The organism is Enterobacter sp. EC_50 (assembly GCF_019584525.1).
In the GTDB taxonomy this organism is placed as follows: domain Bacteria; phylum Pseudomonadota; class Gammaproteobacteria; order Enterobacterales; family Enterobacteriaceae; genus Enterobacter; species Enterobacter roggenkampii.
In genome coordinates this window covers 127,708-142,943 of sequence record NZ_VDAF01000009.1, presented here as the reverse complement: position 1 = coordinate 142,943, position 15,236 = coordinate 127,708, and the positions used below count along the sequence as shown (strand labels likewise).

Here is a 15,236-nt window from a genome sequence, read left to right as displayed (position 1 = left end):
CCTGTCATTGGCCAAGAGGTAAGGAGTCGGCGACCAGTCTAAGAAGCTTTTATTACAATTTTATAACACAACGGCGGAGGTGTGGGGCGTCCCTGCCCCGGATAACGAGGTGGAACGCTTAGAACTCGTAGCCAACCGAGACCTTAAAGGTACGCGGCTCGCCCTGCGTGATGTAGGTGCCGGAATCGTCCACGCTGGCCCAGTAGTTTTCATTGGTCACGTTGTCGATGCCCGCGCGCACCGTCATCTGGTTTGCATTGTGGTTCACCGCGAAGCGATAGCGCATCCCCAGATCCAGCGTGGTGTAGCTGTCGATCTTTTTGGTGTTGGCAAGATCGGCGTACTGCGCGCCAGAGTGGCTGACGCGGGCGGTCGCCGTCAGGCCATCAATCGGCTTGATGTCATACTCTGCCCCCAGCACGGCGTAGACGTTCGGGACACCAATGGCATCGTTGCCCTGATTTACGCCGTTTTTGGTTTTGGTCAGCTCCGCCTGCAGCCAGGTGGCGCTGGCGTTGAGGCGCATCCCGAGCATCGGCTCGCCGAAGACGTTCAGCTCCACGCCGCGGTTACGCTGCTCGGCGTCCAGGCCGTAGTGATTGTTGCTGTCGAGGATCGCCGACGGCATCTTGATCTCAAACAGCGCAAGCGATCCGCCCACGCGGCCAAAGTCCGCCTTCACGCCCACTTCGTTCTGCTTAGAGTGAACGATACCGGTGCTCTGGCCGTAGTTGGTGGCGGTGTTAGGCGCGGTTTTGCCCGGCTGCAGCGCTTCGGTGTGGTTGGCGTAAAGGGAAATTTCTTCCCACGGTTTGTAAACCACGCCGTAGGTTGGCATCCAGCGGCTGCCGTCGAAGCCGTCTGCCGCGTTTTCCGCACCGGTAACTTTGTTATACCCGCGAATGACCACCTTCTGATGGCGCGCGCCAGCGGTGAACAGCAGTTTGTCGTCCAGCACGCCCAGGGTATCGCTCAGCAGCCAGCCCTGGGTGCGGGTGCGCCCGCTGGTCAGCGGATCGCTGTATTTGCCGCCGGAGCCGTTGAAGTTAGTGCTGTCCGGCATATCGACGCCGGTGTTGTGGTAGATGTTGGTGGTCGGGTTATCCTTCGCCGCCGACATTTTCCACGCGATTTTTTCGTTTTTAGTCATCGCGGAGTACCCGACGTTCACCTTGTGCGAGACGAAGCCGGTAGTGAAGTTACCGCGAATGCCCGCCATGCCGCTGACGGAATCGCTGATGCGGTTGGTATCCAGACGGCTGACCGTCGCCTTGCCGCTCTTGTCCACCAGCTTCGGCGCGCTGTAGATCCCTTCTTCATGCGCGTGCTGCGCGCCCAGGCCGGTATAGGCGGTCCAGCCGTCGGTGATGTCGTACTCGCTGCGCCACATCCCAAATTCGTTTTCGATGTTGCTGTAGGCCCACTTCTGCGAGAAGTTACGATCGTTTTTCGGCGGCTCGGGCACGAAATCCACCGCCGAAATATTGACGCTGGTCGGGCTGCCGTGGAAGGTTTTCTTCTGATAACCCAGATCCAGCGAGGTGCGGAAACGGTCGCCTTTGTAATCCAGACCGGTGGAGAGCAGCGTGGTGCGGCGGCGGTCGTTCGGTATGCCGGTTTCCCCTTCGCGGTGGACCAGGTTCACCCGCGCGCCAAACTGGTCGCTGTCGCCGTAGCGACGGCCCGCATCCAGCGTGGTGCCAATCTGAGAATCGGAGGTGTAGTCCAGGCCCACTTTCGCCTGCGGGAGTTCGCCCGCGTGTTTTGGCTCAAGGTTGATCATCCCGCCCACGCCCGAGCTCGCCGCGCCGTTCATCAGGGCGTTTGCCCCTTTGAAGATCTCAATGCGCTCAACCATCTGCGTATCCACCACCTGACGCGGCAGCACGCCGGACAGACCGCCAAAGGTCATGTCGTCACCGTCGAACTTCAGGCCACGGATGCGGTAGGTCTCCGCGCTGTTGCCGTACCCCTGAACGAACTGTACGCCCGCGTCGTTGGCGATCACATCAGCAATGGTTTTCGCCTGCTGATCTTCCACCAGCTTCGAGGTATAGCTGATGATGTTAAACGGCACGTCCATGGCGTTCTGCTGACCGAGCATCCCCATACGCCCGCCGTTCGCCACCTGTCCGTCAAGGAAGGCCGGTACCAGCTGGTCGCCACCGGGTTTGAAATCGTTGACCGGTGCAGAGTGCACAACGAGGGTATCTTCTTTTTGATCGTCCGCCGCGAAGGCGGAATGCGTTACCGCGCCAACGGCGAGCGCCAGCAGCGTTTTGTGTATTCTGGTGTTGTTCATCGTTAGCTCATTTGAAAGTGCGCGCAAAAATAGCCCGTTGTCAGGCCTTAGAATGTATTGATAGCAATGCAAATGAGAACTATACGCATTATCCATGCGTTAGCAAGCGTAACCGCGAACAACAGGAAGAGATGGGGAGACAGGATGAGGAACAACCACCCCAAAATGGGGTGGCTGCAGTGACGTTATTTTTTCTTGTAGATATTAGCCGTACCGTGAATTTTATTGTTGGTGTTCCCTGAGGTGAGCACCAGAACATCCGCGCCTTGCTTATCGGCTTTCTCAATCAGTTCTTTTTTTGCATCATCAACCGATACTTCATTTGAGGTGCTTACCGTACCGATTTTTTGATACTGAGACTCGACTTTCTTGAACTCATTTTTAGTCAGCAGTTGGGCAGCAAAAGCATTGGTCGTAAACAGTAACGCCGTTCCCAACAAAATAGCAGTCGTCTTTTTCATAACCTTTTTCCTTGAGATTAATCAGCAACTACGAAAAACCTCACACATGATGGTGAGGTTTTATGAGCATGGTAGAGAATCTCAGGAAATGCCATATATTCTGGAAAATTCTTTTATAACAGTCCATTGCATGAAATTATTAATGAATATTAAGAATAGTCGAATACACGCGCGGTGCCAGCAATATCAATGCGAACCGCCGTGCCCGGGTTCCATCCTGGCTGGCTGACGGTCTTGAGGGTGACGGGCTGCGGCTGTCCGGTAAGCCCAAGGGTGAGCGTCGACAGGTGACCGGTAAAATCCACATCAAGAATGGAGATCGGGCTTTCATGTGAGGCGCATGCCGTCACGCTCAGCTGCTCCGGGCGCAGCATCACTCTGCCCTGCCCTGTCGCCAGCGGGTTGTCTGTGGGCACCTTACCCAGCGCGCAGAGGGCGTAGCCCGCGGTGAGCTGCGCAGGCAGGATCAGCGCATCACCAAGAAACAGCGCCGTCTCTTCGTCAACGGGACGGGTGTAAACCTCATAAGGCGTCCCGACCTGCGTGAAGCGTCCGGAACGCATGACGGCAACCTGCGTGGCAAAGGAGAGCGCTTCGTTCTGATCGTGGGTAACCAGAATCGAGGCCACGCCCGCTTCGGCCAGCAGCTCGGCCGTGGCCTTACGCGTCATGGCGCGCAGGCCAGTATCCAGCGCCGAGAACGGTTCATCCAGCAGCATCAGTGAAGGACGCTGGGCCAGCGCACGGGCAAGGGCCACGCGCTGCTGCTGTCCGCCGGAAATCTCGTGAGGCCAGTGCGTGGCGAGCTGCCCGTCCAGCGAAACCATCTCCATCAGCGCCTCAACGCGCTGGCGTTTTTCGTGGCGGGTCCCGTCCAGCCCCCAGGCAATGTTGTCTGCCACGTTGAGGTGGGGGAACAGCGCGCCCTCCTGCGGCACAAAACCGATCCCGCGCTGGTGGGCAGGGACAAAACGGTTTTCATCAAACAGGGTTCTCCCCTGCATAACAATACGACCGGTGTCGGGCGTCTCAAACCCGGCAAGAATACGCAGCAGCGTGGTTTTACCTGACCCCGACGGCCCGACAATGGCCGTTCTGCTCCCCGGCGCAACGCTCAGGTTTAAGCTGTCGAGCACCTGCACATCAGCAAACGATTTAGAAATGGCGGTTAATTCAAGCATGTCATAGCCCTGCAATTTTCTTCGACTGCATATAGAGAATGGCGGTCAGCGGGAGGGAAATCAGGATCATCAGCATCGCGTAAGGCGCGGCGGCGACATAGTCAATTTCGCTGGTCAGCGCCCAGAATCCGGTAGAGAGCGTGCGCGTGCCCAGGGGAGAGAGTAACAGCGTGGCGGTCAACTCGTTGCTGACGCCGAGGAACACCAGCGCGGCCCCCGCCGCCGCCCCCGGCGCGGCCAGCCGCATCGTGACGCTCCAGAGCGCCTTCGCGGGCGTGCTGCCAAGGCTGCGCGCCACGTTTTCCAGCTCAACCGGCGCCTGCGCAATTCCCGCCCGCAGGTTGATGAGCGCGCGGGGCATAAACATCAGCAGGTAGGCAAGGAACAGGGTAATTTCCGTCTGGTAAATGGGACGGGCGTAATGAATGGTGACGGTGACCAGCGCCAGCGCCGTGACAATGCCCGGCAGCGAACTGGTGATATAGATGCACCCTTCCAGCATCCGGAAGATACGGTGCGGGTAGCGGATACCGAGCCACGCAATGGGGATCACGCACGTCGTCGTCAGCAGCGCGCCGCCCACGCCGAGCATCAGCGTCTGGCGCAGCGAGTGCCAGAGATCGGCGCTCATCCAGTTTTCCACCCCGCCGAGCCAAATCCAGCGACACAGAACAGCTAACGGCACGCCCAGCGCCAGGACGATCAGCGCCATGAAAAACAGCTGCCCCAGCGCGGCAGCCGCAGGCTTCAGCGGCCAGCGTTTCTGCTCGCGCGCAGCCCCGGCGCCAATGCGCGCGTAGCGTGCTTTTCCACGCGTCACACCTTCCAGCATCAGGATAGCGAGGCAGCACAAAGCCAGCACGCCCGCCAGCATGTTTGCTGCCGGGCCGCTGAAGGTTGACTGAAACTGGTCATAAATGGCCGTGGTGAAGGTATCAAAGCGGATCATCACGTACAGACCATATTCCGCCAGCAGGTGCAGCGCCACCAGCAGCGCGCCGCCGCAGATAGCCAGCTTGAGCTGGGGTAGCACCACGCGGAAAAAGACCTTCCACGGCGGGGTGCCGAGCGACGCGGCGACATCTTCGAGCGTCGGGTCAAGGCGGCGAAGCACCGCCGCAACCGGCATGTAGATAAAGGGATAGTAGGCCAGAACGGAGAGAAACACACCCGCGGAGAGCCCGTGCATCGACGGAACCACGCTCACCCAGGCATAGCTTTGCACAAACGCGGGGATCGCCAGCGGGGCGACCGCCAGTGCAGACCAGATCCCTCGCCCGGCAAGCTGCGTGCGCTCTGTGAGCCAGGCTATCGCCACGCCCGTCACGATACACAGCGGAACCGCTAAAGCCGTCAGCCACAGCGTGTTGCTGAGCAGCTCAGCCACACGCGGGCGAAACACCAGCGCCTTTATCGTTTCCCAGCCCGTCTCAATGCCAATGGCAATGATAAAACCCAAAGGCAGAAGCGCCAGTAATGAAAACAAGACAGCTAACGCAACCATCGGCAGTGCAGGACGCCTGCGGGCAGGCTCCTGCACTCTGTTTTTTCCGATGTCGAGACTCAGACCAGACATAAGACGTTCACTTCACTCTCAGGATCACAGCAGGCCGGCTTGCGTCATCAGCTCGATAACTTTTTTACTGTTGAGCGTTGAAGGTTCAACTTTCGGTGCATCAAGATCTTTCAGCGGGACCAGTTTCGGGTTTGAGGCCGCGTTCACGCCCACGGCGTATTCAAAGGCGTTGTTGGTACGCAGGCTTTCCTGACCTTCTTTGCCGGTAATGTATTTGATGAAGGCCTGCGCCTGCGCTTTGTGCTTGCTGGACGCCAGCACGCCACCGCCGGAGAGGCTCACAAACGCGCCCGGGTCCTGGTGCTTAAAGTAGTAGAGCTGAGTGTTTTTGCTGTTTTCACCGGTTTTGGACTGATCGACAAAGCGGTAGTAATGGTAAATCACCCCGCCATCAATCTGACCCGCATTGACCGCTTTCATCACGGTGCTGTTGCCTTTATAGGCCACGAAGTTGGCTTTCATCGCCTTGAGCCATTCCAGGGTGGCCTTCTCGCCCTTCAGGGCCAGCATCGCGCTCACGATAGCCTGGAAATCCGCGCCTGACGGTGATGCCGCCCAGCGGCCTTTCCACTCGGGTTTCGCCAGATCCATCAGCGATTTAGGCAGCTGCTGTTCGCTCAGTTTCGCCGGGTTATAGACGAACACCGTGCTGCGGGCAGCAATGCCGATCCAGCGGCCGTGCGCCGGACGATACTCTGCCGGTACCTGCTTCAGGGTGTCTGAATCCAGCGGGGCAAACAGGTTGGCGTTATCCACCAGCACCATGGACGGCGAGTTTTCCGTCAGGAATACGTCTGCCGGCGATGCGCTGCCTTCCTGCACCAGCTGGTTACCCAGCTCGCTGTCATCACCATTACGCAAAGTGACTTTAATCCCGGTTTCTTTGGTAAAACCGTCAACCCACGACTTCACCAGGTTTTCATGCTGCGCGTTATAAACAACGATACCGTCGTTGTTATCGGCGGCAACAGACTGTGTGGAAAGGAAAAGGGATGAGGACAACAAGGCAAGCGAGAAGCAGGACAGCAGGCGAGAATTCATGAACATATCCTTAATAGACCAACGGGAGTAACCACTCATAGCTTTGTGGGACAGGATTAAAGCATACAACAACGCTAATGATAATTAGTATCAATCCAGTTTACGCGTAAAAGTGTAAAATTTCTTTTTAGCCGATTTTGTAATGATAAAAATCCAAATTTTAATGCGAGATAATTTCTAGATTAAGAAAACCTTAAGCCTGCCAACAACGAAATTCATTAGCCTTCTATTCATTATAGCGCGAAGGTAAAACTGTTATTCGCGCCCGGCAGATATAAAAAAGCCCCGATAGTGCGGGGGCTTTTTATGCTTATCCGGAGGTAGCTAAATTTATTAGGCTACTCATTTAAAAAGCCTCACATAGCCGCATGAGGGGCATACACAGGATAGGTGAAGAACAATAAATGCACGCAGTTCAGCCCAAAATGGAATAACGTTGCAACCCAGAGCCTGCCGCTCCACATCCACGCCAGGCCGTAAATAATGCCGGAGAGGCTGGCAAAAATAATCAGCAGTAAACCGCCGCTATAATGCATCAGCCCAAAGAGGACTGAGGCAATCAACAACGCGACAACAGGATGAACGATCCGGGACAAGCGCTGCTGCAGGTAGCCTCTGAACAGGGCTTCCTCGGCCAAAGAGACGAAGAAAATATTCGCAAGGGCAAATTGCGCGAACCATTCTGGCGCATGTGGCTCAATTCTCAGCCCGCCCAACGCCACAGCCAGAAGTAACAGCGCGGGTACCGCAAGTACCAATATTACCCAGCCGAGCTTGCCAATTTTATAGAGGGGTTTTGCTACGAATAGCGTTGGCATGCACGTAATTAAAAAGAACGGCACCACCGCCTTGTCCATATTAAAGTACATACTGAACGGTATGCTTTGCGGACCAACGACGACAGCATCCAGCACTTTGGGATTATGGAAGCCCGGGAGCACATGCATAACCAGGGTAACGGCGATGATCACACACAGGCCTTCAATCAGATAAGTATATTTATCATCCTTATTACGTAGCCATTCAACAACAGACCAGCCAATAACGATTGACGCAATAACCAGCAGCGCCGGGGCGTCAAGAATGCTCTGTTTCCAGCCGAGAAATGCCGTTAATCCCAGCAGCAGGTAAGCCAGGCTTTTATTAAGGGAAAGTGCGGCAAGCGAAATTGCGAGTAGATACCACATAAATGTCCTTCATGACCGATAAATTTTAGGGTCGATGTCCCAAATATGTCCCACAACGGAAATCAGGAGGATGTGAGTGAGGCGTAACTCTATGAAATGAAATGGCACGCCCTGTAGGATTCGAACCTACGACCTACGGCTTAGAAGGCCGTTGCTCTATCCAACTGAGCTAAGGGCGCACTGAGAAGCGTGTACTTCGCGGTGGTGAAACGCGAAGAATTATACGGTCAATGGCAGGTGAGTCAATGCCTTTTCCGTTTTCAGGGCCAATTACCGCTAGCCGATTGTAAATACGGCTATTTTCTCAACATTCCTCCCTGTTTTACCGTAAAATTTAGCGCTGCGAAAAGGCTTAGTTGCATTTAAGTAACGCCTGCTGTTTTCCTGAACGTCAGCTCGTCACACTAGAGCCAGGTATCCCGGCCGCCTGGAGGCTGACAGACAACAGGACAATGGAGTGACAGCGCAAAACCTGATCGATACGCCCCCCCGGTTACAGTACCTCTCTCAGGACATCGTCGGCATTAAGCTTGAGCCTATCGTCGCCCTCGCCTCTTTGCGTCAGGTTGGCGTCGAGGTCCTTAGCGTCCTGGCCGATACGCGGCACAGTGAGGATTTTTTTTGCGATCGGTCCGCTGGCTGGTCGCTAACGCTGCTTGAGGCGCAGCTTGCTGCGTTAAAAAATACGCCGCACGGTCATAACCTTTTTATTAATCTGCCGATAACCGTCCTGACAGAGCCTGCGTCCTTCCAGCGGCTCATCAGACTCCCCTGCGTGCCGCTAAATATTGAGCTTGTCGACCTTGCGGCTTTTTTGGCGCTGTCCGTCGCGCAGAAGCAGCGCGTGGTTCAGAATCTGCAGCAGCTGAGCAGACAGGGGCACACTATCTGGCTGGATGACATTGATGATGTCTTAGTGCAGTCGTTTTTATCCTGTCGACTTCCGTTAAGCGGCATCAAAATAGATAAGGAAGCATTCTGGCGTTTACGCGACACCCCTGCGCTGAGGCAACTGGTTTCCCTTTGCTTTCAGCTTGCCGGGAAAGTGCTTATCGAAGGTATTGAGACTGAACGCGATCGTACCTGGGCACTGCAGGCAGGCGCAGACTTCGGCCAGGGATATTACTGGCCGTCCTGGACATGGCCGGAGGATTAAAACGCCATTTCCAGGAGGGAGACCATGCGAATGACAGTGCGCCGTTACCGGCGGCGGCGTACAGGAAGTGATGCACTGGGATTTACGCGCTCACCTTTTGCTCCCCCCTTTTTCGACCGGCTCGAATTTTTGAGCCAGTCCATCAGCCAGCCCCGCAAAACAGACGCCCCGTTTATTCTCCTGGTGACGGAGGATCATTTCCTGCGCACCGGTTTTCTCAACGGGCAGTTTCCCCTGAGCAGCTGCTGCGATTACGCCACGCTGGACGACGCCCTTATCGCACAGACCCAATGGCCCTCCGCCCGTCTGGTCGTGGATATTGAAAGCCGGTCAACGGGGCTTCTGGAGAAACTGGATCAGTTGAGAAGGCATAGCCTGTTTCCTCCGTTCCTGACGCCCTGGCTGTTAGTCCGGGCCGATAATTACGACACCCGCCTTTTCTGCAAAGCGGCAGGTCCCTTTCATGTGCTCGAGCGCCAGCTGAACGCCGCGGCACTCCAGCACAGCCTGCTGGATGCCCGCCCGCCACAGGGCTCCGACAAAGACTGGTTCAACCGCAATGAATGGCCGATCCTGCAGGAACTCTCCCGGGGCAAGACGTTACGTCAGATTGCCCTTATGCAGAATCGTCCGTATAGCCGCATTATCTATCGTCTTAGCTGCATCCTGGTGAAGATGGGGCTGAGTCATCGACAGGAATTGTTGCATCTTCTTAATAACCTCTCAGACTGCACGTTTTCACTCACGTCCTAACCCCTTATTTCCTAAAGCGCTTTAAGAATTTACTTACCATTCGTGTTTCAAAAATGTTAATTTTTAACAATAAAGTCGAAATTATAACTATTCCTAATTTATGGGCGAGAACCTTGTGAAATGCCACAAATTGAACGAACGGCAGCACTTTCCTCCATCCGTTAAGTGAATGCAGACAGCGTTAACAAGATGATAATGATGTAAAAACAAGCAGCTTAGCGACTGCGCCCTGGAGGGAAAAGCGAAGCAGATAGCATGTTCTCCTGTGCAGGAGTTGCGGAGCTGAAGGTCAACCTTCACGCTTTCAGATGAAGGTCTGACGGCCTGCGAGGGCAATTGTTCACCTCATCAGACCGGGCGAGTCCCCCAAAATGATGCGTATTTTTGTTAACAATTGATCAACATACAGAGATATCTGTTATTTTTTGTTATTACATAAAGATGAAAATATGCGGTAAATGGGATAACAGGATATTTCCGCTAAATTTAAAATAATAGCGATTCAGATCCAGAAGATAATACAAACCAATATCCTGTGATTAATTTACAGGGTTTTCGGAAAAAACTTACCCTGTATAATAAGAAGCGTACCAAATCTGAATAAGAAAAACCTTTTTGCCAACACCAGCCAAATGAGATGACCGCGCTGAGGCATAGTTCTTTTCATTACGTAAACAAGGATGCTTTCGCTCTTTCCAGGGAAATACTACGGTATAGGGATCTGCACATTATATCCTTCCGGCATTTCGAGAGTTTTACCAAACTCTGCATAACGCTTTTAACAATCTGAGGCATTAAAAATGAAACCGGCATCCGTTATCATTATGGACGAACATCCTATCGTCAGAATGTCGATAGAAGTCCTGCTACAGAAAAATAAGAATATCACAGTCAAGCTCAAGTCTGGCGATAGCCATGAAGTCCTTGACTGTATCCGTAATCACCCTATCGATCTGGTGATCCTTGACATTGAACTCACGGGCACGGATGCTTTCGCTTTACTTAAGAGAATCAGAAACTTAAACAAAGACATTAAGGTTCTGTTCCTCTCATCTAAATCAGAGTTATTTTACGCGGGTCGCGCCATTCGCGCCGGGGCAAATGGTTTCGTCAGTAAACGAAAAGATTTGGGTGAGATCTACAACGCCGTAGAAATGATCCTGATGGGCTATTCCTTTTTCCCATCGGAAACGCTGAACTTTATAAACCATTTGGGTTCAGGGAAAGGGATGGCAGTCGATATGCCATTATCAAATCGCGAGGTCACGGTATTACGCTATCTGGCGAATGGATTATCCAATAAGGAAATTGCTGAACAGCTACTATTAAGCAACAAAACCATTAGCACGCATAAATCCAATATTTATTCCAAGCTGGGCGTGCAAAGCATCGTGGAATTAATTGATTACGCCAAAGCGCACGAGCTGCTTTAACCTGAATTCACTCCCTGCAGCTTATCTGAGCTGCAGGGAGTGCGGTCAGTGCTAATTATAGTTAATCATAAAGGTGGCATCCGCATCGGCTCGTCCGGGCTGAGGGTTATCTGCAGTGGCAATATAATTGGCATAAAACGACAATGTTGCATTCCCCTGCGCATCAACCGAGACCGGCTGGCTGGCCTGCTGGAGAGCCAGACGCGTTTTATCCGCATCCCTGATCTCTACCGCGACACGGCTCGCTGTACTGGCGTCGTTCAGCGCCAGCAAACCGTTATTGCTCCCGTCGGCTTTACCCGAAAACGTTATCGACGCGGCGCCCGGCGGACAGTCGGTCAGCTTCAGCGTAAACGGCATGGGCTGCGTGCGGCTCCCGGTGGTGCTGAGCTGTTTCGTGGGCCAGGTGCCCAGCGTGACGGTCTTGTCGCTGTCGCTGCCTTCCGCAACGCAGGTAAAATCGACAATATTGCCGTAGAGCCGAATGTTAATTTCACCCAACGCGGTGTCCGCCTGAGCCTGTGTGCAAAGCGCAAAGAGCGCCACGGTGAGAAAACGGATCCCTTTTCGCATATCGGCTCCTTAGTCGTAATCCACGCGCAAATACCCGCGCGAGGTGAAACGCCCTTCCGCTGGCTTGTTGCCCGTCACGCTCACCGGCCAGACGCGGATCCCCACCTTTGCCTGCGCGCTGTCGTCGAGGCGGAACGGAATTTTGCTTGTCAGGTTGTTAGGCGTCAGCGGCGCACCGCTCTCGTTGGCAATGATGAACCCGACGTCGGGGTTATCCGACACCAGCACATTATCAGAGACTTTCTCCGCCTCTACGCGCATCGTCAGCATGGCGTTCGCCTCGACGTTGGTGCATTTGATCGCAATGGTTTTGCTTTGCGATGAGACGCCCTCCGGTTTGTTACCTACGCCCGCCTTGCTGAACAGGGAGGCGCCAATGTCGCCGAAATCAAACTCCACCACGTTCCCGGCGTTGATAGCGCAGCTTTGCGGCACCTGAATGGTACCGCTGTAGCTGATGGTATAGACCGGCGTGGTGAGCGGATCCGAGGAGGTGGTGGTGACGTAAACGCGGAACATGGTGGCGCGCGGGATCACGACCATATTAATAAAACGTCGGGTTACCTTAAGGCGGAAGACAAGGCTGGAGTCCTGAACGCCAAACGGTCTGTTTTTGGAGACGTTAGGATGGCTCCCCATCTGGATATAGTTTTTTGGCGGATAAAACACGCCAGCATAGCTGTCCGTGATTTTCATGGCCCCGTCCAGATAGTCGTTCAGCTTCAGATACTGATAGCCATCGCTCGTTCCCGTAACCTGATAATCGGTCACGTAGCTACGCTTGGTGGTATTCCCGACCGTGCCCTTCGGGCAGACGGCATTGACCCCTACCCACTGCGACTTCTCGCTGAGCGTCACGACCTGTCCAATCTGGTTATTCGAGCTATTGAATTTGTCCGTCAGGTCGTAATGCACTTCCGTCGGCACGCCTTTTTCATTGACGCACACGGTGGCGAATGCGTTTGCCGCAGGCAGTAGCGCCAGAAGCGACAAGCCTAAGATGTGGGTTTTATTCACAGCGAATCCCCTTCATTGTGATTGCCTGTTGCAGGCTCTTTTCAGGCAAGCTGTAAGGCGCGCGACACTGAGACTGCGCCCCGTCGCCCCACTGGATCAGCAGCTCGCCTTCCAGCGGCAGCCCGCTCAGGTAAATTTGCCCGTCGTCCCCCACCATGCTGGTGACACCGCTCCGGGTCTCACGGACCACCGCGCCGAACGGCACGGGCTGGTTGCCGCGCGTTACCGTCAGCAGGGCGCGCACGCCAATGCGGGTATCAAAGCTGGCGCGCACCAGCGCGCCTTTGGTCGGCACCACGCTGCTCACGTTGTTTTCAATGTCGGTGTTGTTGCTCATGGTGTTGGTATCCAGCGCCACGCGGTTATAGCGGTAGACGGTGGCATACGGCATCACCGCATAGCCTCGCCAGTCGGTTCTCACGCCGGTCTGGTTTTCCACGCTGACGCCGGATGCCCCCGGCGCTTTGATCAGCACGTTGGTGTCGCCCAGCGGCTGGCTGAAGGTCACGCCGTCGGCATGACCGACGACCCCGCCGGAGAGCTGCCAGTTGAGATCGTGCTGATCGTCGCTGTAGTTGTAACCCACGCCCAACGTGCCGTAGGTCGCCTGCCAGTTGGCGCTGGCGCTTCCGCTTGACCCGTTGGTGCTGGTGTGTCCCTGAGTCACGCTGTAGTTCAGGTTGCGGTCCTCCAGCAGCGTGCCGCTGACGCCGGTTTGCCAGCTCGTGTCGCCATCGCTGTTCCGGCTGGCGGATGCCGTGGCGTAGGCACGGTCAATCGCGCTGTCCCGGCGGTAGCCCTGACGGGTAAAGATACTGAACGGCACGGAGACGTTAAACGACGCGATCCGGTCGGTGCCGTCGATCCCGACGGATTTGTTCCACGACCACGAAACGGAGTAGTTGATCCCCTTCATGCCCCCCGCATACCCCAGCTGGTACCAGAGGTTCGACTCGTCGGTTCCCCAGTAGGTCTGCTCGCTGCCGGAGATATAGACCGAGCCGTAATCCCCCAGCGACTGAGAAACGTTAAGCTGGAAGCGGCCTTTTTTATTCCACGTCAGGTTGTGATAGCTCTGCACGTCCGGCACATCGTTATCGTCCTGGCTGTCGGCATACTGATAGCCTTCCATTGAGCGCCATGCCACATCGTCCAGGGTGTAAAACCCTTTTGTGGAGTAGCGGTAGCCCAGCAGCTGGAAGTTGGTGCCGAAACCGTTAAGGGATTTCGCATAGAGGAAGCGCAGGGACTGTCCTTCATGCTTGCTGTCGTCCGCGAGCTGGCTGCGGGCGTGGGTGATATCGAGCGAAACCGCGCCCCAGTCGCCCAGGTTTTTTCCGGCCCCGACGGCGACCGCGGTATAGCGTGACGCCAGCTGCGTCCCGCCGTAGAGCGTAAAGCCGTTGGCAAGCCCGGTAATCAGGGTGCCCTGGGTGAAAAACGGCGTATCCTGATCGCTGTTACCGCTGCGGTAATCCCCCGCGACGAGGTCATACTTCCAGCGCCCTTCACGCTGCAGAAGCGGCACGGTGGAGTACGGCACGGTATAGCGCTGCTGGGTACCGTCTTTCTCTTCTACCGTCACTTCCAGGTCACCGCTTGAGGAGGTGGGGTTGAGATCGGTAATCGCAAATGCGCCCGGCTGCACATAGCTTTGATAGATCACGTAGCCATTCTGACGCACCACCACTTTGGCGGGCGTCCGGGCGATCCCGCGCACCGTGGGCGCGTAGCCCTGCAGGCTGTCCGGGTACATGCTGTCAGACGAGAAGAGCCGTCCGCCGCGGAACCCCATGCTGTCGAAGACGTCATTACCGGTATTGCTGTCGCCCAGGACCAGTTCGCTTTTCAGCGGGATCACGGTGCGCTGCGCCCAGGTGCCAATATTCTGCCACTCGCTGTGCCGCTGCCCGTTGGTCTGCGTGTATCGCCATGCGCCGTTGTTGCGCAGGCGCCAGGCGCCATAGTTCAGCCCGCTCTGCAGGTTGAGGTAATAGCTGTCGTCTTCGCTGCCCCGGTTGCCCGTAAAGCTGTAGTTCAGCAGCGCGGCGGGAATGCCTTCATCCCACTGTTCCGGCGGAATGTAGCCCCGGGCGCTGTTCTGCAATGCCACCTGCGGCAGGCTAACGTTCAGGCGCTGTGAGGCAAAGTTGAATACCGTTTCGCTACCGGGAATGGCCGTGGTCAACGGGACGCAGGCCTCACCCTGGACCTGAGCCAGCTCGGGAAACGCCGCGACGTTGACGCCAAAGCGGTCGAGCATCGCGCGCGTAATACACGGCGATAGCCCGCCCGCCACCGGCGGCGTGTTCTCCGCCTGCTCAAAACGCACGTCCTGAGTCCCGATAAATTCATCGTTACGCCAGATATCCACGCGATAAACGCCGGGTGCCTGCTGGTGTCCTTGTTCAAAACGCGACAAATCCGCCACGCTGGCGGTGTCGTCGGACAGGAAGGCCGGGTTGAAATAGCTTTCGCTCCAGCCAGCCTGCGGCCAGAGCGCAGCCATCAGCGCCAGTGCAACCGGGCAGTAACGTCCCTGATGGTTTTTCATCG

12 protein-coding genes and 1 tRNA gene are annotated in these 15,236 nt (G+C 55.6%); 3 read left to right on the top strand and 10 right to left on the bottom strand.

The window, feature by feature from the left end:
* Positions 1-118: 118 nt before the first annotated feature.
* The 7 genes from FHC48_RS09795 to FHC48_RS09765 all read right to left on the bottom strand — a co-directional run bounded on the left by FHC48_RS09795 (position 119) and on the right by FHC48_RS09765 (position 7,927).
* Positions 119-2,302, bottom strand: a complete 2,184-nt coding sequence (locus tag FHC48_RS09795; protein WP_059363339.1) for a TonB-dependent siderophore receptor — start codon at positions 2,300-2,302, stop codon at positions 119-121.
* A 185-nt stretch (positions 2,303-2,487) separates the two neighbouring features.
* Positions 2,488-2,763 carry a DUF1471 family periplasmic protein YahO gene (gene yahO / locus FHC48_RS09790; RefSeq protein WP_021241596.1) on the bottom strand — a complete coding sequence of 92 codons (276 nt, stop codon included), beginning with the start codon at positions 2,761-2,763 and terminating at the stop codon, positions 2,488-2,490.
* Between the two features lie 149 nt (positions 2,764-2,912).
* A complete protein-coding gene (locus FHC48_RS09785; RefSeq protein ID WP_059363337.1) occupies positions 2,913-3,944 on the bottom strand; it encodes an ABC transporter ATP-binding protein in 1,032 nt (343 codons plus the stop codon).
* A 1-nt stretch (position 3,945) separates the two neighbouring features.
* On the bottom strand, positions 3,946-5,520 hold the full coding sequence (locus FHC48_RS09780) for an iron ABC transporter permease (protein WP_059363336.1): 1,575 nt from the start codon (positions 5,518-5,520) through the stop codon (positions 3,946-3,948).
* 24 nt (positions 5,521-5,544) lie between these two features.
* Positions 5,545-6,561 carry an iron ABC transporter substrate-binding protein gene (locus tag FHC48_RS09775; RefSeq protein WP_045335421.1) on the bottom strand — a complete coding sequence of 339 codons (1,017 nt, stop codon included), beginning with the start codon at positions 6,559-6,561 and terminating at the stop codon, positions 5,545-5,547.
* 356 nt (positions 6,562-6,917) lie between these two features.
* Positions 6,918-7,748, bottom strand: a complete 831-nt coding sequence (locus tag FHC48_RS09770) for a CPBP family intramembrane glutamic endopeptidase (RefSeq protein ID WP_059363335.1) — start codon at positions 7,746-7,748, stop codon at positions 6,918-6,920.
* Between the two features lie 102 nt (positions 7,749-7,850).
* Positions 7,851-7,927 (bottom strand) — tRNA-Arg (locus FHC48_RS09765).
* Positions 7,928-8,205: 278 nt separating this feature from the next.
* Between FHC48_RS09765 and FHC48_RS09760 the strand changes: the two genes are divergently transcribed.
* The 3 genes from FHC48_RS09760 to fimZ all read left to right on the top strand — a co-directional run bounded on the left by FHC48_RS09760 (position 8,206) and on the right by fimZ (position 11,090).
* The gene (locus FHC48_RS09760; RefSeq protein ID WP_046091602.1) at positions 8,206-8,904 is read left to right on the top strand and encodes an EAL domain-containing protein; all 699 of its coding nucleotides are present in this window, start codon (positions 8,206-8,208) and stop codon (positions 8,902-8,904) included.
* A gap of 24 nt (positions 8,905-8,928) precedes the next feature.
* On the top strand, positions 8,929-9,657 hold the full coding sequence (locus FHC48_RS09755; protein WP_059363334.1) for a response regulator transcription factor: 729 nt from the start codon (positions 8,929-8,931) through the stop codon (positions 9,655-9,657).
* An 800-nt stretch (positions 9,658-10,457) separates the two neighbouring features.
* Positions 10,458-11,090: a fimbria biosynthesis transcriptional regulator FimZ gene (gene fimZ, locus FHC48_RS09750; protein ID WP_059363333.1), complete on the top strand. Its 633-nt coding sequence runs from the start codon at positions 10,458-10,460 to the stop codon at positions 11,088-11,090.
* A 51-nt stretch (positions 11,091-11,141) separates the two neighbouring features.
* On the opposite strand, the gene sfmF is transcribed toward fimZ, so the two are convergent.
* The 3 genes from sfmF to FHC48_RS09735 are packed head-to-tail and all read right to left on the bottom strand — an operon-like array spanning position 11,142 to position 15,234.
* Positions 11,142-11,663: a fimbria assembly protein gene (sfmF, locus tag FHC48_RS09745; protein WP_059363331.1), complete on the bottom strand. Its 522-nt coding sequence runs from the start codon at positions 11,661-11,663 to the stop codon at positions 11,142-11,144.
* A gap of 9 nt (positions 11,664-11,672) precedes the next feature.
* Positions 11,673-12,680 (bottom strand): type 1 fimbria D-mannose specific adhesin FimH, encoded by a 1,008-nt coding sequence (gene fimH / locus FHC48_RS09740; protein ID WP_021241603.1) that lies wholly within the window; start codon positions 12,678-12,680, stop codon positions 11,673-11,675.
* Entirely contained in the window at positions 12,673-15,234 is a 2,562-nt protein-coding gene (locus FHC48_RS09735) for a fimbrial biogenesis usher protein (protein WP_008499336.1), read from the bottom strand. The genes fimH and FHC48_RS09735 overlap by 8 nt, the downstream gene beginning before the upstream one ends.
* Between the last annotated feature and the right edge of the window lie 2 nt (positions 15,235-15,236).

Bases quoted from the DNA above. Each gene is read 5' to 3' on its own strand.
- sfmF (WP_059363331.1), bottom strand. From the start codon at position 11,663: ATGCGAAAAGGGATCCGTTTTCTCACCGTGGCGCTCTTTGCGCTTTGC.
- FHC48_RS09795 (WP_059363339.1), bottom strand. From the start codon at position 2,302: ATGAACAACACCAGAATACACAAAACGCTGCTGGCGCTCGCCGTTGGC.
- FHC48_RS09770 (WP_059363335.1), bottom strand. From the start codon at position 7,748: ATGTGGTATCTACTCGCAATTTCGCTTGCCGCACTTTCCCTTAATAAA.
- FHC48_RS09735 (WP_008499336.1), bottom strand. From the start codon at position 15,234: ATGAAAAACCATCAGGGACGTTACTGCCCGGTTGCACTGGCGCTGATG.
- yahO (WP_021241596.1), bottom strand. From the start codon at position 2,763: ATGAAAAAGACGACTGCTATTTTGTTGGGAACGGCGTTACTGTTTACG.
- FHC48_RS09755 (WP_059363334.1), top strand. From the start codon at position 8,929: ATGCGAATGACAGTGCGCCGTTACCGGCGGCGGCGTACAGGAAGTGAT.
- FHC48_RS09780 (WP_059363336.1), bottom strand. From the start codon at position 5,520: ATGTCTGGTCTGAGTCTCGACATCGGAAAAAACAGAGTGCAGGAGCCT.
- fimZ (WP_059363333.1), top strand. From the start codon at position 10,458: ATGAAACCGGCATCCGTTATCATTATGGACGAACATCCTATCGTCAGA.
- FHC48_RS09785 (WP_059363337.1), bottom strand. From the start codon at position 3,944: ATGCTTGAATTAACCGCCATTTCTAAATCGTTTGCTGATGTGCAGGTG.
- FHC48_RS09775 (WP_045335421.1), bottom strand. From the start codon at position 6,561: ATGAATTCTCGCCTGCTGTCCTGCTTCTCGCTTGCCTTGTTGTCCTCA.